This is a genomic window from Pseudomonas sp. S2_H01 (genome assembly GCF_054668305.1).
Genome location: NZ_CP162756.1, coordinates 283,627 through 303,992, shown reverse-complemented (window position 1 = coordinate 303,992; position 20,366 = coordinate 283,627). Strand labels below are relative to the sequence as shown.

Genomic DNA, 20,366 nt, shown 5'->3' with positions numbered 1-20,366 from the left:
TAAAAATAAGCCGCTGATTTCTCAGCGGTTTTTTTTCGGCACGAGGATTGCTAAGTCTCTTGCAACATACCGTTTACTGACGGTTCGCCACGCGAGAGATCAACACTATGCCCCAGGCCGCTCAGATGTCTTCCGAACCTGTTTTACCGGGTTCGCAAGTGCAGCCGTCCCCGGAAGTGGAAAGTCGCCAAGGACTGGAACAGGCATTTGCCCTGTTCAACCAGATGTCGACACAACTGACTGATTCCTACAGTTTGCTGGAGGCGCGGGTCACCGAGCTCAAGGGTGAGCTGGCGGTCGTCAGTGCTCAGCGGATGCAGGAGCTGGCCGAGAAAGAGCGTCTGGCCAACCGCCTGCAGAACCTGCTCGACCTGCTGCCGGGCGGTGTGATCGTCATCGATGCTCACGGCAGGGTCCGCGAGGCCAACCCGGCAGCCCTCGATCTGCTGGGCGAGCCGCTGATCGGCATGCTCTGGCGCCATGTCATCGCGCGTTGCTTTGCGCCGCGAGAGGACGATGGTCACGAGATCTCGCTGAAGGACGGTCGTCGCCTGTCGATTGCGACCCGATCCCTCGATGCAGAACCCGGCCAACTGGTGCTGCTCAACGATTTGACTGAAACCCGTCATTTGCAAAGTCAGCTGGCGCGCCATGAGCGTCTGTCGTCGCTGGGCCGCATGGTGGCTTCGTTGGCGCATCAGATTCGCACGCCCTTGTCTGCCGCGATGATTTACGCCAGTCATTTGACCGAACAGGCGCTGAATGTGGAAACGCAGCAGCGTTTCGCCGGCCGTTTGAAAGAGCGGCTGCACGAACTCGAACATCAGGTGCGCGACATGCTGGTGTTCGCGCGCGGCGAGTTGCCGCTGACTGACCGCCTCACGCCCAGTCAACTGGTCGGTGCCCTTGAGTCTGCCGCGCAGACCCATGTGCGTGATGCGGCGGTGCGTTGGCAGTGCGATGACCTCAATGGCGAACTGCTGTGCAACCGGGACACGTTGGTCGGCGCGTTGCTCAATCTGATCGAGAACGCGGTGCAGGCGAGCGCCGGTCGGTCGCGCATCAAGGTTCATGCGTACAGCCGTGGCAATACGCTGCGTCTGTGTATCAGCGACAATGGCAGCGGCATTGATGCTGCTGCGTTGGCCCGCATCGGTGAGCCATTTTTCACCACCAAGACGACGGGCACCGGGCTGGGTCTGGCCGTGGTCACCGCCGTTGCGCGGGCTCATCAGGGACAGGTGCAATTTCGTTCGCGTCCGGGGCGCGGCACCTGTGCCATCGTTTCCTTGCCGCTGATTCCGGGTCTCAGCGCAGCGGTCGCCACGGTGGGTGATGACTCATGACGATCAACGTACTGCTGGTCGAGGACGACCCTTCACTGCGCGAAGCCTTGGGCGAAACCCTGACGCTCGCGGGGCATGACTACCACGCGGTCGGTTCGGCGGAGGAGGCCCTTCTGGCCGCTGCCCAGGCGTCGTTCAGCCTGGTGGTCAGCGACGTCAACATGCCTGGCATGGACGGGCATCAATTACTCAATCAGCTGCGAACGCGTTACCCACAGCTGCCTGTGCTGCTGATGACGGCGCATGGCGCGGTGGACCGTGCGGTCGAGGCGATGCGTCAAGGCGCCGCCGATTACCTGGTCAAGCCGTTCGAGCCCAAGGCATTACTCGCCCTGGTAGCGCGCCACGCCCTTGGGCGTCTCGGGCCGGCCGACGGCGAGGGGCCGATTGCGGTCGAGCCCGCCAGCATACAACTGTTGAACCTGGCGAGCCGCGTGGCCAAGAGCGACTCCACGGTGTTGATTTCGGGTGAGTCGGGAACCGGTAAAGAAGTGCTGGCGCGTTTTATTCACCAGCAATCGCCTCGTGCCGGGAAGCCATTCATTGCCATCAACTGCGCGGCGATCCCGGACAACATGCTCGAAGCGACCCTGTTTGGTCACGAAAAAGGCTCGTTCACCGGCGCTATCGCGGCCCAGCCCGGCAAATTTGAACAAGCCGATGGTGGCACCATTTTGCTCGACGAAATTTCCGAAATGCCCATGGGTTTGCAGGCCAAGCTGCTGCGTGTGCTGCAGGAGCGGGAAGTGGAGCGGGTCGGTGCGCGCAAGCCCATCGAGCTGGACATTCGTGTGCTGGCGACCACCAACCGCGATCTGGCGGGTGAGGTCGCCGCGGGCCGTTTCCGAGAAGACCTGTTCTATCGCCTGTCGGTATTCCCGTTGGCGTGGCAGTCGCTGCGTCAGCGTCCCGCCGATATTTTGCCGCTGGCCGAGCGTCTCCTGGCCAAACACGTCAATAAAATGAAGCACGCGCCGGTGCGCCTCTCGGCTGACGCGCAAAAGTGTCTGGTCGGATACAGCTGGCCGGGCAACGTGCGCGAACTGGACAACGCAGTGCAGCGGGCGCTGATTCTGCAGCAGGGCGGGGTGATTCAGGCGGAAGATTTTTGCCTGACCGGCCCCATCACCTTCGCATCCCTGCCGACGCCTGCGCCGGTCCTTCAGGTTCTGCCGACGGTGCCGACACCCTCCGGCGCCATGGATTCGTCGTTCGAGACGCCCAGCGGCGATCCGGGCGGTGCATTGGGTGAGGACCTGAGGCGTCGTGAGTTTCAGATGATCATCGACACCCTGCGGGCCGAGCGCGGTCGCCGTAAAGAAGCCGCCGAGCGCCTGGGTATCAGCCCGCGTACGTTGCGCTACAAGCTGGCGCAGATGCGCGATGCCGGAATGGATGTCGAGGGGTATCTGTTCGCTTCCTGAATGAACGCAAGCCTGTAGGAGCGCGCTTGCCCGCGATTGCGGTCAGTCAGCCAGGTCTTTGTTGACTGACCTGCTGCGATCGCGGGCAAGCGCGCTCCTGCAGGTTCAAAACCTGCAGCGTTGCAATCCTCCCAATACTTTCATGAAAGCTGGCACTGTGCCTCCATTGGTCTGGCACCGTTGTTGCTACTACATGGGTAATCGCTAAATCCGTGTCAAAAATTTGCGGGCCCTTTGAGAGAGAAGTCCATGAGCCAAGGTGTTGAATTTAATCGCTTGATGTTGGACATGCGCTCCATGCAAATGGACGCCATGGCCAAGCCCAAGGCTATCGAGGCGCCGGAGCAGACGGGCGCGACCAGCTTTTCCGACATGCTCGGCATGGCGGTGAACAAGGTCAACGATACCCAGCAAGCGTCAGGCCAATTGGCGACGGCCTTTGAGATGGGCAAGAGCGGGGTGGATCTCACCGACGTGATGATTTCCTCGCAGAAAGCCAGCGTGTCGTTTCAGGCGCTGACCCAGGTACGCAACAAGCTGGTTCAGGCGTACCAAGACATTATGCAAATGCCGGTTTGAGGACGATCTAAGTCATGGCTGAAGCCGTCGCCGATAACGTACCCGCCAAAACGGGTGCGACAGGAAGCAAACCGCCGATGTTCGGTTTGGCGTTCCTGCAAAATCTGTCCGAGATGACCATGCTGCGGCAGGTCGGCCTCATGGTCGGTCTGGCTGCGAGCGTGGCGATTGGTTTTGCCGTCGTGCTTTGGTCGCAACAGCCGGACTACAAGCCGCTTTACGGCAGTCTGTCCGGGATGGACACCAAGCAGGTCATGGACACGTTGGCGCAGGCCGACATTCCGTACACCGTCGAACCGAACTCCGGTGCGCTGCTGGTCAAGTCCGATGACCTGGCCCGCGCACGCATCAAGCTCGCCGGTGCCGGCATCGCGCAGACCGATGGCAACGTCGGTTTTGAGATCCTCGACAAGGACCAGGGGCTGGGCACAAGCCAGTTCATGGAAGCCACGCGTTATCGCCGTGGTCTGGAAGGCGAGCTGGCGCGTACCATCTCCAGCCTGAACAACATCAAGGCCGCTCGTGTGCACCTGGCGATTCCGAAAAGCTCAGTGTTCGTTCGCGACGATCGTAAACCCACCGCTTCGGTGCTGGTGGAGATGTACGCCGGTCGCAGCCTTGAGCCGGGTCAGGTCATGGCCATCGTCAACCTGGTGGCAACCAGTGTTCCGGAGCTGACCAAGTCCCAGGTCACCGTGGTCGACCAGAAAGGCAACCTGCTGTCCGATCAGGCGGAGAACTCCGAGCTGACCATGGCCGGCAAGCAGTTCGACTACACCCGTCGCATGGAGAGCATGCTGACTCAACGCGTGCAGAACATCCTGCAGCCGGTGCTGGGCAATGACCGTTACAAGGCTGAGGTCTCGGCAGACGTTGACTTCAGTGCAGTCGAATCCACCGCTGAGAGCTTCAACCCTGACCAACCTGCATTGCGCAGTGAGCAGACCACCAATGAACAGCGCTCCAGCAGCAGCGGTCCGCAAGGCGTTCCGGGTGCGCTGAGCAACCAGCCACCTGGCCCGGCGACTGCTCCGCAGAACGCGACCGCTGGTGCGGGTGGTGCCACAGGCCCGATCGCTCCCGGTCAGCCGCTGCTGGACGCCAACGGTCAACAGATCATGGACCCGGCCACTGGTCAGCCAATGCTGGCGCCGTACCCGTCGGACAAGCGTAACCAGTCGACCAAGAACTTCGAGCTGGACCGTTCGATCAGCCACACCAAACAACAGCAGGGCAAGATCAATCGCCTGTCGGTTGCGGTGGTCGTGGACGATCAGGTGAAAGTGAACGCGGCCAATGGTGAAACCACCATGGTGCCGTGGACCGCCGACCAGCTGGCACGCTTTACCCGTCTGGTGCAGGACGCCGTGGGCTTCGACGCCAGCCGTGGCGACAGCGTCAGCGTGATCAACGTGCCGTTCTCGGCCGATCGCGGCGAAGTGATTCCGGACATTCCGTTCTACTCGCAACCGTGGTTCTGGGACATCGTCAAACAGGCCATGGGCGTGCTGTTCATCCTGGTGCTGGTGTTCGGTGTGCTGCGTCCGGTGCTGAACAACATCACCAATCCGAAGAGCAAGCACGGTGACGGTGACGTCGAACTGGGCGGCATGGTCGGCCTGGACGGTGAGCTGGCAAACGACCGCGTAAGTCTGGGCGGTCCGCAAAGCATTCTGCTGCCTAGCCCGAGCGAGGGTTATGACGCGCAGCTCAACGCAATCAAGAGCCTGGTGGCTGAAGACCCGGCTCGTGTGGCTCAGGTCGTAAAAGAGTGGATCAACACAGATGAGTGATAGTCGCGCTGCAGCGGTCAAAATGACCCGAGTTGATAAGGCCGCCATCCTGCTGCTCACCCTGGGTGAGACAGATGCTGCGCAGGTGCTGCGTCACATGGGCCCTAAAGAGGTTCAGCGTGTCGGTGTGGCCATGGCGCAAATGCGCAATGTGCACCGCGAGCAGGTCGAGCAGGTGATGAGCGAGTTCGTCGACGTCATCGGTGACCAGACCGGCGTCGGCATCGGCTCGGACGGCTACATTCGCAAAATGCTCACCCAGGCCTTGGGCGAAGACAAGGCCAACGGCCTTATCGACCGGATCCTGCTGGGCGGCAACACCAGCGGTCTGGACAGCCTGAAGTGGATGGAGCCGCGCGCGGTGGCGGACGTCATTCGCTACGAGCACCCGCAGATCCAGGCCATCGTCGTTGCGTATCTGGATGCCGATCAGGCCGGTGAAGTGCTGAGCCATTTCGACCACAAGGTGCGCCTGGACATCATCCTGCGTGTCTCGTCGTTGAACACCGTGCAGCCAGCGGCACTGAAGGAATTGAACCAGATCCTCGAGAAGCAGTTCTCGGGCAACGCCAACACGTCGCGTACCACCCTGGGTGGTATCAAGCGTGCAGCGGACATCATGAACTTCCTCGACAGCTCGATCGAAGGCCAGCTCATGGATTCCATCCGCGAAGTGGACGAAGACCTGTCGACGCAGATCGAAGACCTGATGTTCGTCTTCAACAACCTGTCCGACGTCGACGACCGTGGCATTCAGGCCTTGCTGCGCGAAGTGTCCTCCGATGTACTGGTTCTGGCATTGAAGGGGTCGGACGACGCCATCAAAGAAAAGATTTTCAAGAACATGTCCAAGCGTGCCGCCGAGCTGCTGCGCGACGATCTGGAAGCCAAAGGCCCGGTTCGCGTCAGCGACGTGGAAGCAGCTCAGAAAGAGATCCTCACCATTGCCCGTCGTATGGCGGAGGCCGGGGAAATCGTTCTCGGCGGCAAAGGTGGCGAGGAAATGATTTAACAGTAGGTGCAGTCGATGTTCAGCTCCGATAAAGAAGCACCCAGCGAGCTTATCCGCGCCAAGGACCTGCGCGGATTGGATGTCTGGGCCTTGCCCAGCTTCGATCCTCAGGTGGCGGAGCCAGAGCCTGAACCGGTGGCTGAAGAGCCGGAGCCTGCCGAAAGCGAAGAAGTGCCGCTGGAGGAAGTCCAGCCACTGACCCTGGAAGAGTTGGAAAGCATCCGCCAGGACGCCTACAACGAAGGTTTCGCCATCGGTGAGAAAGAAGGTTTCCATAGCACGCAGCTCAAGGTGCGTCAGGAAGCGGAAGTCGCCCTGACCGCCAAGCTGGAGGGTCTGGAGACCTTGATGACGCACCTGTTCGAGCCTATCGCCGATCAGGACGCGCAGATCGAAAAATCCATGATTCAACTGGTCGAGCATCTGGCTCGCGAAGTGATCCAGCGCGAATTGAAAACCGACTCCAGCCAGATTGGCAAAGTGTTGCAGGACGCATTGCGCCTGCTGCCGATGGGCGCCAACAACGTTCGCATTCTGGTCAATTCCCAGGACTTCGCCCAGGTCAAAGCCCTGCGTGAACGTCACGAGGAAAGCTGGCGCATTCTTGAAGATGACACCTTGCAGCCAGGCGGTTGCCGGGTCGAAACCGAACACAGCCGCATCGACGCCACCGTCGAGACCCGGCTGAGCGTGGCGATCGCCAAGATGTTCGATCAGTTGCATGAACAGGCCCTGCACCCGGCTGCGCCGGACGTCAGTGTCGACCTGGAAGCGGCGATCAAAAGCGCCGAAGAAGTGATGCACAAGCACGCGGACGCTTCCGATGCGTCTTGATCGCACCAGCTTCGGCAAGCGCCTGAGCACCTACGCCGACGCGATTACACTGCCGGTACAGCCGGTGGTCGAAGGGCGCCTGCTGCGCATGGTCGGCCTGACCCTCGAGGCTGAAGGCCTGCGTGCCGCCATGGGTAGCCGCTGTGTGGTGATCAACGACGACAGCCATCACCCGGTGGAAGTCGAAGCCGAAGTCATGGGGTTTGCCGGCGGCAAGGTGTTTCTGATGCCGGTGGGCAGCGTCGCCGGGATCGCGCCGGGCGCGCGCGTGGTGCCGTTGCCGGACACCGGGCGTCTGCCGATGGGCATGACCATGCTCGGCCGCGTGCTCGATGGCGCCGGTCGTCCACTAGACGGCAAAGGCGGCATGAAGGCCGAAGACTGGGTGCCGCTGGACGGCCCGACCATCAACCCGCTCAAGCGTGACCCGATCAGTGTGCCGCTGGACGTGGGAATTCGTTGCATCAACGGTTTGTTGACGGTCGGTCGCGGCCAGCGTCTTGGTCTGTTCGCCGGTACCGGCGTGGGCAAGAGTGTGCTGCTCGGCATGATGACCCGCTTCACCGAAGCCGACATCATCGTCGTCGGGCTGATCGGCGAACGGGGCCGGGAGGTGAAGGAATTCATCGAGCACATCCTGGGCGAAGAAGGCCTCAAGCGTTCGGTGGTCGTGGCATCCCCTGCGGACGACGCGCCGCTGATGCGTCTGCGCGCGGCCATGTATTGCACGCGCATTGCCGAATATTTTCGCGACAAGGGCAAGAACGTCCTGTTGCTGATGGACTCCCTGACCCGCTTCGCCCAGGCCCAGCGGGAAATCGCGCTGGCCATCGGCGAACCCCCGGCGACCAAGGGTTATCCGCCTTCGGTGTTCGCCAAGCTGCCGAAACTGGTGGAGCGTGCGGGTAATGCCGAGAAGGGCGGTGGTTCGATCACGGCGTTCTACACCGTATTGTCTGAAGGCGACGACCAGCAGGACCCGATCGCCGACTCGGCGCGGGGCGTGCTGGACGGGCACATCGTGCTGTCCCGGCGCCTGGCCGAGGAGGGGCATTACCCGGCCATCGACATCGAAGCGTCGATCAGCCGGGTCATGCCGTCGGTGGTCGATCCCCAGCACATGGTGCAGGCGCAATACTTCAAGCAATTGTGGTCGCGTTATCAACAGAGCCGCGACTTGATCAGCGTCGGTGCGTATGTGGCCGGGGGTGATCGCGAAACCGACCTCGCCATCAACCTGCAGCCACAACTGGTGCAGTACCTGCGTCAGGGCCTGCACGATAACGAAAGCATGCAGAGCAGCGAAGCTCAGTTGGCGAAGATCTTCAATCCCCAGGGTGGGAGCTAGTAGGTCATGACGCAGAGTCGCGCGGCCCGCCTGGCTCCGGTGGTGGACATGGCTGAAAAAGCCGAAAAAACCGCGGTCCAGCGTCTGGGGCATTTTCAGGGGCAGGTCCGGCTTGCCGAGACGAAATTAGGCGATCTGGAGAAGTTTCGTTCCGATTATCAGCAGCAGTGGATCGACAAGGGCGCGCATGGTGTGTCGGGTCAGTGGCTGATGAACTATCAGCGCTTTCTCAATCAACTGGAAACGGCGGTCAGTCAGCAACGTCAGAGCCTGGCCTGGCATCAGAACAATGTGAACAAGGCGCGCGGTGAGTGGCAGAAGGCTTATGCGCGGGTCGAGGGTTTGCGCAAGCTGGTGCAGCGGTACATCGATGAGGCGCGTGCGCTGGAGGACAGGCGCGAGCAGAAGCTGCTGGATGAGTTGTCGCAGCGGTTGCCTCGGCATGAGGCGTTTTGAGGTTTTGAGGTTTTGAGTTTGTGAGTGTTTGGATCGCTGTGGATCAGTTCTTTCGGTGGTGATCTTTAGGGTCTGGCTAACGCCAGAGCTGTTCCGCCTTCGGCGGGTTACTTGAAAACCGTAATGCCGGACCATCCCCAAGTAACCAAGGGTTGGCTCCTGGTTGGGCCTCGACTTCGTCGTCGTACCCTCACTCCGGCAACGCTCCGTGGGCCCGCGCTGAACGGACATCCATGTCCTAGCAGCGCTCTCGCAGCATCCATGCCGCTCGGCCCACTCCGCGCCGCCTGCGTTCAGCCTGCACCCAAGTCCCGATTTGTGGTGTCTGGACTATCGCGCTAGAAAAGCAAAATCAAAAGCATCGGATGACGCGATACCTGTAGGAGCGCGCTTGCCCGCGATCTGCCGCGCAGCGGTAGCAAAACCATGCGACTCGATCATGCCTGACACCCCGCATGCGCAGGGTTTGCTGCCGGTTCGAAATATCAGGCTAATGCAGTCACTGTAGGAGCGTGGCTTGTCCCGCGATCTGCTGCGAAGCAGCAGTAAAACCGGACACCTTGGCAGTATCAGGTAAACCGCATCCACAGGATTAGCTGCCGGTTCCCGGCAGATCGCGGGACAAGCCACGCTCCTACAGTGACTGCATCAGCCTGATATTTTCGCTCCTGCTCCTGCTCCTGCTCCTGCTTTTGATTTTCCTGCCTCGTCAGTCCAGACACCACAACGCGCGACCTGGGTGCAGGCTGAACGCAGGTGGCGTGGAGTGGGCCGAGCGGCATGGATGGCGGCGGGCCCACGGAGCGTCGCCGGAGTGAAGGAACGACGACGAAGGAGTCGCCAAACCGGGAGCCAACCCTTGGTTACTTGGGGTTTTCAAGTAACCCGCCGAAGGCGGAACAGGTCTGGCGTTAGCCAGAATCAGGGCAAACACCTGTATGTCAGAGTGGAGCGACAACCGGACTTTTCAAGTCACTCGCCGAAGGCGAAACAATCTGGCCGTTACGCCGAACGTAAGTGCTGCAATCTTCCATTTGCCGCGCCGCACAAGCAGTGCTAAAACTTCAACCGTCTGACGTCGTTTCATATAAAGGATTTGTCCATGTCAGTAACTTCCAATCGTTCACCAGACGAGCAGCAACTGACCATCAAGATCAAGGGACGCTTCGATTTTTCGACGCATCAGGACTTTCGCGGTGCTTACGAAAAAGAGACCAAGGCCAAGCGTTACGTGGTCGATCTGAAAGAAACCAATTACCTCGACAGCTCGGCGTTGGGCATGCTGCTGCTGTTGCGCGATCACGCCGGGGGCGAGCGGGCGGATGTGCGGTTGGAAAACTGCAGTGCCGACGTCGTCAAAATCCTCGCCATCTCCAACTTCTCCAAACTCTTCACAATCGGCAAATGACGGGATCTGTGCCACCTGAGCGCCTGAAGATTCTCATCGCCGACGACAACGCCACTGACCGCATGCTGCTCTCGGCGATTATCAGTCGCCAGGGGCATGAGGTGCTGAGCGCGAGTGATGGTGCCGAAGCGGTGGCGCTGTTCGAGCGCAATCGTCCGCAACTGGTGCTGATGGACGCGTTGATGCCCGTCATGGACGGTTTCGAGGCGGCCCGGCAAATCAAGGCGCTGGCAGGCGAAGCGCTGGTGCCGATCATCTTCCTGACCTCCCTGACCGAAGGTGAAGGGTTGGCCCGTTGCCTGGATGCCGGCGGTGACGATTTCGTCGCCAAGCCTTACAACCAAGGCGTACTGGCCGCCAAGATCAATGCGATGAACCGTCTGCGACTGCTTCAGGAAACCGTCTTGCAGCAGCGTGATCTCATCGCTCGACATCACAAATACCTGCTCAACGAGCAGCGTGTGGCGAAGGCCGTGTTTGACCAGATCGCCCATTCCGGCTGCCTGAGCGCCCCGAACATTCGCTACCTGCAATCGCCTTACGCGTTGTTCAACGGCGATCTGCTGCTCGCGGCGTGGGCGCCCTCCGGCAACATGCATGTGTTGCTCGGCGACTTTACCGGCCACGGCTTGCCTGCGGCGGTGGGGGCAATGCCGTTGGCGGAAGTGTTTTACGGCATGACTGCCAAGGGCTACGGCTTGCCGGAGACCCTCCGCGAGATGAACGCCAAGCTCAAGCGCATCCTGCCGGTGGACATGTTCTGCTGCGCGGCGCTGATCAGCGTGAATTTCAAACAGCACCTGGTGGAGGTCTGGAACGGCGGTCTGCCGGACGGTTATCTGCTGCACGCCGATGGCCGGCCGCATACGCCGCTGGTGTCAGCGCACCTGCCGTTGGGTGTGTTGAGCGCCAACAGCTTTGACGACAACACCCAGGTGTATCCCTTTGGCGCGGGGGATCGTGTGTTTCTGTTGTCCGACGGGGTGGTCGACAGCACCGACGAAAGCGGCGAGATGTTTGGCACCCGGCGCCTGCAGAACGTATTCGTGTCCAACCGCAATCCCGCGATGCTGATCGAGGAAGTGCAGTGGGCGCTTGCGCGGTTCCGCGGGCAGGTGCGTGATGACGTCAGCATGGTCGAAGTCGGCTTCACCCAGCCTGAGTTGCTGGGGCCGCCTTCGGTCATCTACACCGACAGCGGCGATTCAAGCCCGCTGGACTGGTCGGCGAGTTTCGAATTCCGCGCCTCGACGCTCAAACGCTTCAATCCGTTGCCGTACCTGTTGCAACTGCTGCAAGAGGTTCACGGCTTGCGCCTGCAGAGCAGCGAGTTGTACATCGTGCTCTCCGAGCTCTACAGCAATGCGCTTGAACATGGCGTGCTGGGACTGGATTCCGCGCTCAAACGCGATGCCGAAGGTTTTGCGCTTTACTACCAGCAACGTGGCGAGCGACTGGACGCGCTGGCGCAAGGGTTCATCCGCTTTAATTTTCAGATAATCCCGGTCGGGCAGGGTGGTCGCCTCATCGTCGAGGTGCAGGACAGCGGCAGTGGCTTCGACGCTCAGCAGGTCTTGTCGCTGCCGCCGGCGATTGACCAGTTGTCCGGCCGTGGCTTGAGCCTGGTCCGTCAACTCAGCGACCGCTGCCAGTGGTCGCCGGATGGCCGTACGGCCTGTGTGGAGTTTGCGTGGGAGGGTCTGGCATAATCCCGCGATTCTTGATCAAGGAGCGAGCAAGTGTCGGAAGAGCATGTGGATATGAGCGTTCTCGGAACGTTGCGTGAAGTGATGGAGGGCGAATACCCGTCATTGCTGGACGTTTTCATCAAAGATTCGGAGAAGCGCGTCAGGGCGTTGAACCAGCTCATCCGCACACCTGGTTTCTCGGCCGAGTCGGCCGCGCAATTGCAGCCGTTGGGCATGATGGCCCATAGCTTTAAAGGCAGCAGCAGCAACATGGGCGCCACGCGACTGACCGAGTTGTGCCGTTTACTCGAAGAGCTAGCGCGCAACCAGTCCGCCGCCAATGGCGCGGCGGTCAGTCAACTGGTGCAGGCGATCACCGACGAGTTCAGCGTGGTACGTGACCTGTTCGACGTCGAGTTGCAGGCCTGCACGCTTCGGTAATGTCCCCGTCCATCATCGCTTTGCCGAACTGGCCCGCCATTTGCTAGATCTCTGTGCAATCGTGCTCTTGCGGAGATCAACATGGCCCTTGCCAACAATCCTTTACTTGCGGCTCTGACGGCTGCCAAAGCCCAGAAAGCCAGTGCCAGCACTTCGGTAAAGGCGCCCGACCCCGTCAAGGACAAGACTTCCAGCTTTTCCAGCGTCTTTGCCAAACAGGCAGCGCCCAAGCCTTCCAGTGTCGACGATACGCCGGCCAAGCCTGCGAGCGCCAAGAGTTCGGCAGTCGACAAAAAGGACAGCGTCAGTCATTCGTCTGCCGCTCCTGACAAGACCGTTGCCGATAGCGGCAATGGCTTGCCTGCCAAAACGGTCAACGGTAAAGACGACAACGGCGCCGGCAACAGTGGCAGCGACGATAACGACGATGACACCGAAGACGACACCACGAGCGCAGCGGATGCGTCCGTCGACGCGACGCTGGCGGACGCGCCGGTCACCGACCCGGCACTGGACCCCACGCTGGTCGTGACCCCGCCCGTTCAGGATCCCGCCCCGCAAGTGGTGGCATCGCAAGCCGTGGTGGATCCCGCAACGTTGCTGTCCAACAGCGGCGCACCGGTTGTTCCGCCTCCGGTCGTGCAGGCGCCGACTGACGCCACCGACGCCAAATTCGACCCGTCGGCCGACCCCTTGGAAGGGCTGACGGCCGTGCAAGTCGCGCTGGCAAACAAGGCGCAACAAAACGCCCAGGCCACGGGACACACTGCCGAGTCGGGCAAGACGTCAGGCAAGCAAGACCCGAACGCCGATCCGGCACAATTGCTGGCCGGGAATCTGGCGGCAGCCGGTGATCAGCCGGTCGACAAGAGCACCACCGAAGGCGGCGGCGACAAGGCGTTCAGCGGGTTGCTCGCTGACGGTTTGAAAGACGTGAAGGGCGCGACCAGCGATACGCGCGTGGATAATTTCGCCGAGCGTCTGGCAGCACTCTCCCAGGCCGCTCAGACCAAAACCAGTGCCGCCACCCCTGCGCCGCTGATGAACCAGCCCTTGGCGATGAATCAGAACGGCTGGACCGAGGGCGTGGTCAACCGCGTGATGTACCTGTCCAGCCAGAGCCTGAAACAGGCGGATATTCAACTGGAACCGGCCGAGCTGGGCCGCCTCGACATTCGCGTCAATATGGCGGCGGACCAGCAAACCCAGGTGACCTTCATGAGCGCCCACGTCGGCGTGCGTGAAGCGCTCGAGAGCCAGATGTCGCGTCTGCGTGACTCCTTCGCCCAGCAGGGCATGGGGCAGGTCGACGTCAACGTTTCGGATCAGTCGCGCAACATGCAGCAGCAGGCGCAGCAACAGTCCGGCGGTGACGCCCAGCGCGGCAACGGCACCGGTCGATCCGGTGGCGGCAGCGACCTGATCGCCGACGGCGCACCGGTCGATGCGGCAACTGCAGCAGCGAACGCGCCGTTGACGGTGGTCGGTTCGAGCGCGGTCGACTATTACGCCTAACCCTGCGTGTGAACAACGGTGGGAGCGAGCGTGCTCGCGAAGGCTTAAGGTCCGGCACTGGAGAATGATCCGCCGGGCCTTGGTTTTCGCGAGCAGGCTCGCTCCCACCCTTCGTTTCATGGCCGATAACCGGCGCCGTCGGTCCATCGGCTTTGAATTGAAAGCTTCAAACTCCTCCCGCGCCAACTCTGGCACAACCCTTGCTCTTCCTCTGTCACGCAACACAGAACCCCTTGGATAGTGACGGATTATTGGCATGGCGAAGAGCGACGACGCAGTTAAAGACCCCGCGAAAAAAGGCAAGCTGAAGGTCATCATTCTGATAGTGGTGGGCTTGTTGCTGGCGATCGGTCTGTCGGTCGGCGCTACGTGGTTCATCATGCACAAGGCTGAAAGCAAGCCCGACGCTGCGGTGGCCGCCGAGGAGGCGAACGTCAAGAAGGAAGCGATCTTCGAACCGCTGACGCCGCCTTTTGTCGTTAACTACAACGTCAACGGCCGTCAGCGTTACATGCAGGTCAGCATTACTTTGCTGGCTCGCGATCACGCGGACCTGGAAGCGTTGAAAGTTCACATGCCGGTCATTCGCAATAACCTGGTCATGATGTTCTCCGGTCAGCCGTTCGACACCATCGCGACTCCGGTCGGCATGGAGATGCTGCGCCAGAAAGCCGCTGCCGTGGTGCAGGAAGTCGGCCAGAAAGAGCTGAACAAAAGCGTCATCGAACAGGTACTTTTCACTAACTACGTATTGCAGTAGGACCACGACATGGCCGTGCAAGACCTGCTGTCCCAGGATGAAATCGACGCGCTGCTGCATGGCGTGGACGATGGTCTGGTGCAGACCGAAAGCGTTATCGAACCTGGCAGCGTCAAGAGTTACGACCTGACCAGCCAGGACCGCATCGTCCGTGGACGCATGCCGACCCTGGAAATGATCAACGAGCGTTTCGCCCGCTACACCCGCATCAGCATGTTCAACCTGCTGCGTCGCTCTGCCGACGTCGCCGTGGGCGGTGTGCAGGTGATGAAGTTCGGCGAATACGTGCACTCGCTCTATGTGCCGACCAGCCTGAACCTGGTGAAGATCAAACCGCTGCGCGGCACCGCGCTGTTCATTCTGGACGCCAAGCTGGTGTTCAAGCTAGTGGATAACTTCTTTGGTGGCGACGGCCGGCACGCCAAGATCGAAGGCCGTGAATTCACGCCGACCGAGCTTCGGGTGGTGCGCATCGTCCTCGATCAGGCGTTCATCGACCTCAAAGAAGCCTGGCAGGCGATCATGGAAGTCAATTTCGAGTACATCAACTCGGAAGTAAACCCGGCCATGGCCAACATCGTCGGCCCGAGCGAAGCGATCGTGGTATCGACCTTCCACATCGAACTCGATGGCGGTGGCGGCGATCTGCACGTGACCATGCCGTATTCGATGATCGAGCCGGTCCGCGAGATGCTCGACGCCGGGTTCCAGTCGGATCTGGACGACCAGGACGAGCGTTGGGTCAATGCGTTGAAGCAGGACGTGCTCGACGTGGCGGTGCCGATGAGCGCCACTGTCGCTCGTCGCCAGCTGAAATTGCGCGACGTGCTGCACATGCAGCCCGGCGATGTGATTCCGGTGGAGCTCCCAGAACATCTGATCATGCGCGCCAACGGAGTGCCCACGTTCAAGGTCAAGCTGGGTTCGCACAAGGGCAATCTGGCCCTGCAAGTGGTCGAACCGGTAGAGCGCCGCTGACGGACTGCCGTCGGTGTCAGAACGTAGTGTTTAAACGAATTGCTGTGTCAACGAATATTGCTCGCCGAGGACAACCATGGCTGATGAAAACGAAATGAACTCCACAGACGACCAGGCACTGGCCGACGAGTGGGCTGCCGCCCTGGGTGAAGCGGGTGAGGGTGGTCAGGCTGATATCGACGCGCTGCTGGCCGCCGACGCCGGCAACGCCTCCACCAACCGTCTGGCGATGGAAGAGTTCGGCAGCATGCCGAAGAACAATGCGCCGGTGACGCTGGACGGTCCGAACCTGGACGTGATCCTCGACATCCCGGTGTCGATTTCCATGGAAGTGGGCAGCACCGACATCAACATCCGCAACCTGCTGCAACTCAACCAGGGCTCGGTGATCGAGCTGGATCGTCTGGCGGGTGAGCCGCTGGATGTCTTGGTCAACGGCACGTTGATCGCCCACGGTGAGGTGGTGGTGGTGAACGAGAAGTTCGGCATTCGCCTGACCGACGTGATCAGCCCGAGCGAACGCATCAAGAAGCTGCGTTAAGTGGGCGGTTTTCTTGTGAAGGGGCTCAGGGCGCTGTCAGGCCTGTCGTTGCTGGCGCTGTCATGGGCCGTCATGGCGGCTGATTCCGCCGCCCCCGCTGCAAGTGCGCCTGCTGCACCGGCTGCGGTCGCGGCAACGGCGCCTGCCGCTGCGCCAGTGTCCGTGCCGCCCGTGTCGAGCGCGCTGAGCAGCGGAGTGGGCAGCCAGTTGCTGCAACTGGTGCTTGGCCTGTTGTTGGTGGTCGGTCTGATTTTCGTCCTGGCCTGGCTGATGCGTCGCGTGCAGCGCGCCGGCCCTGCGGGCAATCAGGTGATCGAGCTGGTGGGCTCGCGTGCACTCGGTCCGCGTGACCGGCTGGTGCTGGTTCAGGTCGGCAATGAGCAAGTGTTGCTCGGTGTTTCGCCGGGGAGCATCACGGCGCTGCACGTGATGAATGAACCGGTTGCAGTGCCCGAAACGCAGAACGCCACGCCAGAGTTCGCCCGACGCCTGATGGAAGCATTGGGCAACAAAGGCATTGCCGCGCCGCGCGCCGACAAAACGCGTCCAGGCGCAGACGGTTCCGGCAACCCGGGTCAGAAGGATAAGAACTGATGCGCATTGTTTTGACGCTGCTGTTGCTGCTGGCAGCGCCATTGGCGTTTGCCGCCGACCCTTTGTCGATCCCGGCGATCACGCTGGGCACCGGTGCCAATGGTCAGCAGGAGTATTCGGTCAGCCTGCAAATCCTGCTGATCATGACCGCGCTGAGTTTCATTCCGGCGTTCGTGATGCTCATGACCAGCTTCACGCGGATCATCATCGTGTTCTCGATTCTGCGTCAGGCCCTGGGCTTGCAGCAGACGCCGTCGAACCAGATTCTCACCGGCATGGCGCTGTTTCTGACGCTGTTTATCATGGCGCCGGTGTTCGACCGGGTGAACAACGACGCCTTACAGCCCTACCTGGCTGAAAAACTCAGCGCGCAGGATGCGGTGGCCAAGGCCGAAGTGCCGATCAAGGACTTCATGCTGGCGCAGACCCGCTCCAGCGACCTGGACCTGTTCATGCGCCTGTCCAAGCGAACCGACATCCCGACGCCTGATGCCGCGCCGCTGACGATCCTCGTTCCGGCCTTTGTGACGTCGGAATTGAAGACCGCGTTTCAGATCGGTTTCATGATTTTCATCCCGTTTCTGATCATCGACCTGGTGGTCGCCAGCGTGCTGATGGCCATGGGTATGATGATGCTGTCGCCGCTGATCATTTCGCTGCCGTTCAAGATCATGCTGTTCGTGCTGGTGGATGGCTGGGCGCTGATCATCGGTACGCTGGCCGGCAGTTTTGGTGGCGTATGAGTCTGTTTGACGAGGAGTGCGCAGCATGACCCCAGAAGTGGCCATTGACCTGTTTCGCGAAGCGTTGTGGTTGACCACCACGATGGTGGCGATCCTTGTGGTGCCGAGCCTGATCGTCGGCCTGATCGTGTCGATGTTTCAGGCGGCCACCCAGATTAACGAACAGACCTTGAGCTTCCTGCCGCGTCTGCTGGTCATGCTCGTGACCCTGATCGTTGTGGGTCCATGGCTGGTGCGGACCTTCATGGAATACATCATTTCGCTGTACACCAGCATTCCTCAAGTCATCGGCTGATTGTCGAATGGAACCTGTGCTGGCGCTGACCGACACGCAGATCAGCACGTGGGTGGCGGCCTTTATGTTGCCGCTGTTTCGCATCGCGGCGGTGCTGATGACCATGCCGATCTTCGGTACGACGCTGGTCCCGACCCGCGTGCGTCTTTATCTTGCCCTGGCGATCACGGTGGTGGTCGCGCCCAGCCTGCCGCCCATGCCGGCGGTGCACGCTCTGGACCTCAGCGCGCTGTTGCTGATCGCTGAGCAGATCATCATTGGCACGGCGCTGGGGTTGTCGCTGCAAATGTTCTTTCAGGCCTTTGTCATCGCCGGGCAGATCATTGCCGTGCAGATGGGCATGGGCTTCGCGTCCATGGTCGACCCGGTCAACGGCGTTTCGGTGGCGGTGATCGGGCAGTTCTTCACCATGTTGGTGACGCTGTTGTTCCTGTCGATGAACGGTCACCTGGTGGTCTTCGAAGTGCTCATTGAAAGCTTCACCACGCTGCCGGTGGGCGAGGGCCTGGTGGTCGCCAATTTCTGGGAGTTGGTGCTGCGTCTGGGCTGGGTGCTGGGCGCGGGGTTGATTCTGGTTTTGCCGGCGATCACCGCATTGCTGGTGGTCAACGTCGCCATGGGCGTGATGACCCGCGCAGCCCCGCAGTTGAACATCTTCTCCATCGGTTTCCCGCTGACGCTGGTGCTGGGCATGGGGATCCTGTGGATCACTCTCGGCGACATTCTCAATCAGTACCAACCGCTGGCGGTCGACGCCTTGCAGTTGCTCAAGGAAATCATCAGGGCGCGCTGACATGGCTGAAAGCGAGAGCGGTCAGGACAAAACAGAAGACCCCACGGACAAGCGAAAACGTGAGGCCAGGGAGAAGGGCGAGATCGCCCGCTCCAAAGAGCTCAATACGGTCATCATCATGATCGTCGGGGCCGCCGGTTTGCTGGCGTTCGGCGGGTCGATGGCGGAAATGATGATGCAGCTGATGCGCGACAACTTCACCATCACCCGTGAAGCGCTGATGGACGAGCGCAGCATGGGCCTGATGCTCATGACGTCCGGCAAGGCGGCGTTGTTGGCGGTTCAGCCGATTCTGGTGGCGTTGACCATCGCGGCGTTGGTTGGTCCGATCTCGCTCGGTGGCTGGCTCTTCGCGGCAGGCTCCCTGGCGCCCAAATTCAGCCGGATGAACCCGGCGGCGGGCCTTAAGCGCATGGTGTCGCCAAAGGCATTGATCGAGCTTCTCAAGTCGTTGGCCAAGTTTTTTATCGTGCTCATTGTGGCGCTGGTGGTGCTGTCCAAGGACAAGGCCGACCTGGTGTCCATCGCCCACGAACCCATGGAAATGGCGATCGTGCACAGCCTGCAACTGGTGGGTTGGAGCACGTTGTGGATGGCGTTCGGGCTGGTGATCATCGCCGCCGTGGACGTGCCGGTGCAGTTGTGGGAGGCGCACAACAAGCTGTTGATGACCAAGCAGGAAGTGCGTGACGAGCACAAGGACAACGAAGGGCGCCCGGAGGTCAAGCAGCGGATTCGTCAGTTGCAGCGCGAGATGTCGCAGCGGCGGATGATGTCGGCGATTCCCGAGGCCGATGTGGTCATCACCAACCCGACCCACTACGCGGTGGCGCTCAAGTACGATCAGGACAAGGGCGGGGCGCCGGTGTTGCTGGCCAAGGGCAGTGATTTCATGGCGCTGAAGATTCGCGAGATCGCCGCGCAGCATCAGATCCTATTGCTGGAGTCGCCTGCGCTGGCGCGTTCGATTTATTACAGCACTGAGCTTGAGCAGGAGATTCCGGCGGGGTTGTACCTGGCGGTGGCTCAGGTGTTGGCGTATGTGTACCAGATCCGGCAGTTCCGGCAGGGGCGTGGCAAGCGGCCTGATCCTCTGCGGGAAGACTTGCCGATTCCGCCGGATTTGAGGCGGGATTCGTAACGGGCGCTTGAGGCTTGAGGTCAAGGTCAAGGTCAAGGTCAAGGTCAAGGTCAAGGTCAACGGCGCTTCGTCCTAACGGCCGAACTGTTTCGCCTTCGGCGAGTTACTTGATAACCGCAAGTAACCAAGGGTTTCAGGCTCCCGGTTGGGCCCGACTTCGTCGGGTACCCGCACTCCGACGACGCTCCGTGGGCCCGCGCCGAACGGACATCCATGTCCTGACGGCGCTCTCGCGGCATCCATGCCGCTCGACCCACTGCGCGTCGTCTGCGTTTGGCCTGCACCCAAGTCGCGTTTTGTGGTGTTTGGACTCTCGCGCATGAAGAGCAGGATCAAAACCAGAGCAAGTGAGAGGATCGCCTCCCGCCTTTGATTCTGCCGAAGGCGTAGGAGCGACCGGGGTGGCGTTCCACCTTGCCCGCGATCTGCCGGGAACCGGCAGCAAATCCGGTGCATGCGGTTTATCAGATACAACCGGGTCGCCTGATTTTACTGCCGCTGCGCGGCAGATCGCGGGCAAGGTGGAGCGCCACCCCGGTCGCTCCTACAATTTGGGGTGCGTTCGGACGTTTGATGATCGAATCAAGAAGCGAAGAGCGTTTGTGATCGTTCCCACGCTCCGCGTGGTAACGCAGCGACCGACGCTCTGCGTCAATGTGGACGCGGAGCGTCTTGGC

At 60.9% G+C, this 20,366-nt stretch carries 19 protein-coding genes and 1 pseudogene; all 20 read left to right on the top strand.

The window, feature by feature from the left end; all coding sequences use genetic code 11:
• Positions 1-125: 125 nt before the first annotated feature.
• Positions 126-1,346: a sensor histidine kinase gene (locus AB4N84_RS01425; protein WP_244165926.1), complete on the top strand. Its 1,221-nt coding sequence runs from the start codon at positions 126-128 to the stop codon at positions 1,344-1,346.
• A complete protein-coding gene (locus tag AB4N84_RS01420; protein WP_074758774.1) occupies positions 1,343-2,770 on the top strand; it encodes a sigma-54-dependent transcriptional regulator in 1,428 nt (475 codons plus the stop codon). The genes AB4N84_RS01425 and AB4N84_RS01420 overlap by 4 nt, the downstream gene beginning before the upstream one ends.
• 249 nt (positions 2,771-3,019) lie before the next feature.
• Positions 3,020-3,349, top strand: a complete 330-nt coding sequence (fliE, locus tag AB4N84_RS01415) for a flagellar hook-basal body complex protein FliE (protein ID WP_074758776.1) — start codon at positions 3,020-3,022, stop codon at positions 3,347-3,349.
• Positions 3,350-3,363: 14 nt separating this feature from the next.
• Entirely contained in the window at positions 3,364-5,142 is a 1,779-nt protein-coding gene (gene fliF / locus AB4N84_RS01410) for a flagellar basal-body MS-ring/collar protein FliF (RefSeq protein ID WP_074758778.1), read from the top strand.
• On the top strand, positions 5,135-6,154 hold the full coding sequence (fliG, locus tag AB4N84_RS01405) for a flagellar motor switch protein FliG (protein WP_074758780.1): 1,020 nt from the start codon (positions 5,135-5,137) through the stop codon (positions 6,152-6,154). The genes fliF and fliG overlap by 8 nt, the downstream gene beginning before the upstream one ends.
• Before the next feature lie 15 nt (positions 6,155-6,169).
• Positions 6,170-6,988, top strand: coding sequence for a flagellar assembly protein FliH (gene fliH, locus AB4N84_RS01400; RefSeq protein ID WP_460044935.1), 819 nt, complete (start codon positions 6,170-6,172; stop codon positions 6,986-6,988).
• Positions 6,978-8,336, top strand: a complete 1,359-nt coding sequence (gene fliI / locus AB4N84_RS01395; RefSeq protein ID WP_074758784.1) for a flagellar protein export ATPase FliI — start codon at positions 6,978-6,980, stop codon at positions 8,334-8,336. Before fliH ends, fliI begins: the two co-directional genes overlap by 11 nt.
• A gap of 6 nt (positions 8,337-8,342) precedes the next feature.
• The gene (fliJ, locus tag AB4N84_RS01390; protein WP_074758786.1) at positions 8,343-8,792 is read left to right on the top strand and encodes a flagellar export protein FliJ; all 450 of its coding nucleotides are present in this window, start codon (positions 8,343-8,345) and stop codon (positions 8,790-8,792) included.
• 1,102 nt (positions 8,793-9,894) lie between these two features.
• The gene (locus tag AB4N84_RS01385; protein ID WP_074758788.1) at positions 9,895-10,200 is read left to right on the top strand and encodes an STAS domain-containing protein; all 306 of its coding nucleotides are present in this window, start codon (positions 9,895-9,897) and stop codon (positions 10,198-10,200) included.
• Positions 10,197-11,909, top strand: a complete 1,713-nt coding sequence (locus tag AB4N84_RS01380; protein ID WP_074758790.1) for an ATP-binding SpoIIE family protein phosphatase — start codon at positions 10,197-10,199, stop codon at positions 11,907-11,909. The genes AB4N84_RS01385 and AB4N84_RS01380 overlap by 4 nt, the downstream gene beginning before the upstream one ends.
• A 51-nt stretch (positions 11,910-11,960) precedes the next feature.
• Positions 11,961-12,329, top strand: a complete 369-nt coding sequence (locus tag AB4N84_RS01375) for an Hpt domain-containing protein (RefSeq protein ID WP_460044933.1) — start codon at positions 11,961-11,963, stop codon at positions 12,327-12,329.
• A gap of 81 nt (positions 12,330-12,410) precedes the next feature.
• Positions 12,411-13,844, top strand: coding sequence for a flagellar hook-length control protein FliK (locus AB4N84_RS01370; protein ID WP_460044932.1), 1,434 nt, complete (start codon positions 12,411-12,413; stop codon positions 13,842-13,844).
• Positions 13,845-14,100: 256 nt separating this feature from the next.
• Positions 14,101-14,604 (top strand): flagellar basal body-associated protein FliL, encoded by a 504-nt coding sequence (gene fliL, locus AB4N84_RS01365; RefSeq protein WP_460044930.1) that lies wholly within the window; start codon positions 14,101-14,103, stop codon positions 14,602-14,604.
• 9 nt (positions 14,605-14,613) lie between these two features.
• Positions 14,614-15,582 carry a flagellar motor switch protein FliM gene (gene fliM / locus AB4N84_RS01360; protein ID WP_074758796.1) on the top strand — a complete coding sequence of 323 codons (969 nt, stop codon included), beginning with the start codon at positions 14,614-14,616 and terminating at the stop codon, positions 15,580-15,582.
• A 76-nt stretch (positions 15,583-15,658) separates the two neighbouring features.
• The gene (fliN, locus tag AB4N84_RS01355) at positions 15,659-16,123 is read left to right on the top strand and encodes a flagellar motor switch protein FliN (RefSeq protein WP_074758798.1); all 465 of its coding nucleotides are present in this window, start codon (positions 15,659-15,661) and stop codon (positions 16,121-16,123) included.
• Between the two features lie 72 nt (positions 16,124-16,195).
• Positions 16,196-16,630: pseudogene (gene fliO / locus AB4N84_RS01350) on the top strand (flagellar biosynthetic protein FliO); the annotation flags it as partial.
• An 86-nt stretch (positions 16,631-16,716) separates the two neighbouring features.
• On the top strand, positions 16,717-17,460 hold the full coding sequence (gene fliP / locus AB4N84_RS01345; RefSeq protein WP_460044929.1) for a flagellar type III secretion system pore protein FliP: 744 nt from the start codon (positions 16,717-16,719) through the stop codon (positions 17,458-17,460).
• Positions 17,461-17,485: 25 nt separating this feature from the next.
• Positions 17,486-17,755 carry a flagellar biosynthesis protein FliQ gene (gene fliQ / locus AB4N84_RS01340; protein WP_346829880.1) on the top strand — a complete coding sequence of 90 codons (270 nt, stop codon included), beginning with the start codon at positions 17,486-17,488 and terminating at the stop codon, positions 17,753-17,755.
• 7 nt (positions 17,756-17,762) lie between these two features.
• Entirely contained in the window at positions 17,763-18,548 is a 786-nt protein-coding gene (gene fliR, locus AB4N84_RS01335) for a flagellar biosynthetic protein FliR (protein WP_460044928.1), read from the top strand.
• A gap of 1 nt (position 18,549) precedes the next feature.
• The gene (flhB, locus tag AB4N84_RS01330; protein ID WP_460044926.1) at positions 18,550-19,689 is read left to right on the top strand and encodes a flagellar biosynthesis protein FlhB; all 1,140 of its coding nucleotides are present in this window, start codon (positions 18,550-18,552) and stop codon (positions 19,687-19,689) included.
• Positions 19,690-20,366 lie beyond the last annotated feature (677 nt).

Bases quoted from the DNA above. Each gene is read 5' to 3' on its own strand.
- fliI (WP_074758784.1), top strand. From the start codon at position 6,978: ATGCGTCTTGATCGCACCAGCTTCGGCAAGCGCCTGAGCACCTACGCC.
- AB4N84_RS01385 (WP_074758788.1), top strand. From the start codon at position 9,895: ATGTCAGTAACTTCCAATCGTTCACCAGACGAGCAGCAACTGACCATC.
- fliG (WP_074758780.1), top strand. From the start codon at position 5,135: ATGAGTGATAGTCGCGCTGCAGCGGTCAAAATGACCCGAGTTGATAAG.
- AB4N84_RS01380 (WP_074758790.1), top strand. From the start codon at position 10,197: ATGACGGGATCTGTGCCACCTGAGCGCCTGAAGATTCTCATCGCCGAC.
- AB4N84_RS01425 (WP_244165926.1), top strand. From the start codon at position 126: ATGTCTTCCGAACCTGTTTTACCGGGTTCGCAAGTGCAGCCGTCCCCG.
- fliR (WP_460044928.1), top strand. From the start codon at position 17,763: ATGGAACCTGTGCTGGCGCTGACCGACACGCAGATCAGCACGTGGGTG.
- AB4N84_RS01420 (WP_074758774.1), top strand. From the start codon at position 1,343: ATGACGATCAACGTACTGCTGGTCGAGGACGACCCTTCACTGCGCGAA.
- fliP (WP_460044929.1), top strand. From the start codon at position 16,717: ATGCGCATTGTTTTGACGCTGCTGTTGCTGCTGGCAGCGCCATTGGCG.
- fliL (WP_460044930.1), top strand. From the start codon at position 14,101: ATGGCGAAGAGCGACGACGCAGTTAAAGACCCCGCGAAAAAAGGCAAG.
- fliM (WP_074758796.1), top strand. From the start codon at position 14,614: ATGGCCGTGCAAGACCTGCTGTCCCAGGATGAAATCGACGCGCTGCTG.
- flhB (WP_460044926.1), top strand. From the start codon at position 18,550: ATGGCTGAAAGCGAGAGCGGTCAGGACAAAACAGAAGACCCCACGGAC.
- AB4N84_RS01370 (WP_460044932.1), top strand. From the start codon at position 12,411: ATGGCCCTTGCCAACAATCCTTTACTTGCGGCTCTGACGGCTGCCAAA.
- fliH (WP_460044935.1), top strand. From the start codon at position 6,170: ATGTTCAGCTCCGATAAAGAAGCACCCAGCGAGCTTATCCGCGCCAAG.
- fliJ (WP_074758786.1), top strand. From the start codon at position 8,343: ATGACGCAGAGTCGCGCGGCCCGCCTGGCTCCGGTGGTGGACATGGCT.
- fliN (WP_074758798.1), top strand. From the start codon at position 15,659: ATGGCTGATGAAAACGAAATGAACTCCACAGACGACCAGGCACTGGCC.
- fliE (WP_074758776.1), top strand. From the start codon at position 3,020: ATGAGCCAAGGTGTTGAATTTAATCGCTTGATGTTGGACATGCGCTCC.
- AB4N84_RS01375 (WP_460044933.1), top strand. From the start codon at position 11,961: ATGAGCGTTCTCGGAACGTTGCGTGAAGTGATGGAGGGCGAATACCCG.
- fliF (WP_074758778.1), top strand. From the start codon at position 3,364: ATGGCTGAAGCCGTCGCCGATAACGTACCCGCCAAAACGGGTGCGACA.
- fliQ (WP_346829880.1), top strand. From the start codon at position 17,486: ATGACCCCAGAAGTGGCCATTGACCTGTTTCGCGAAGCGTTGTGGTTG.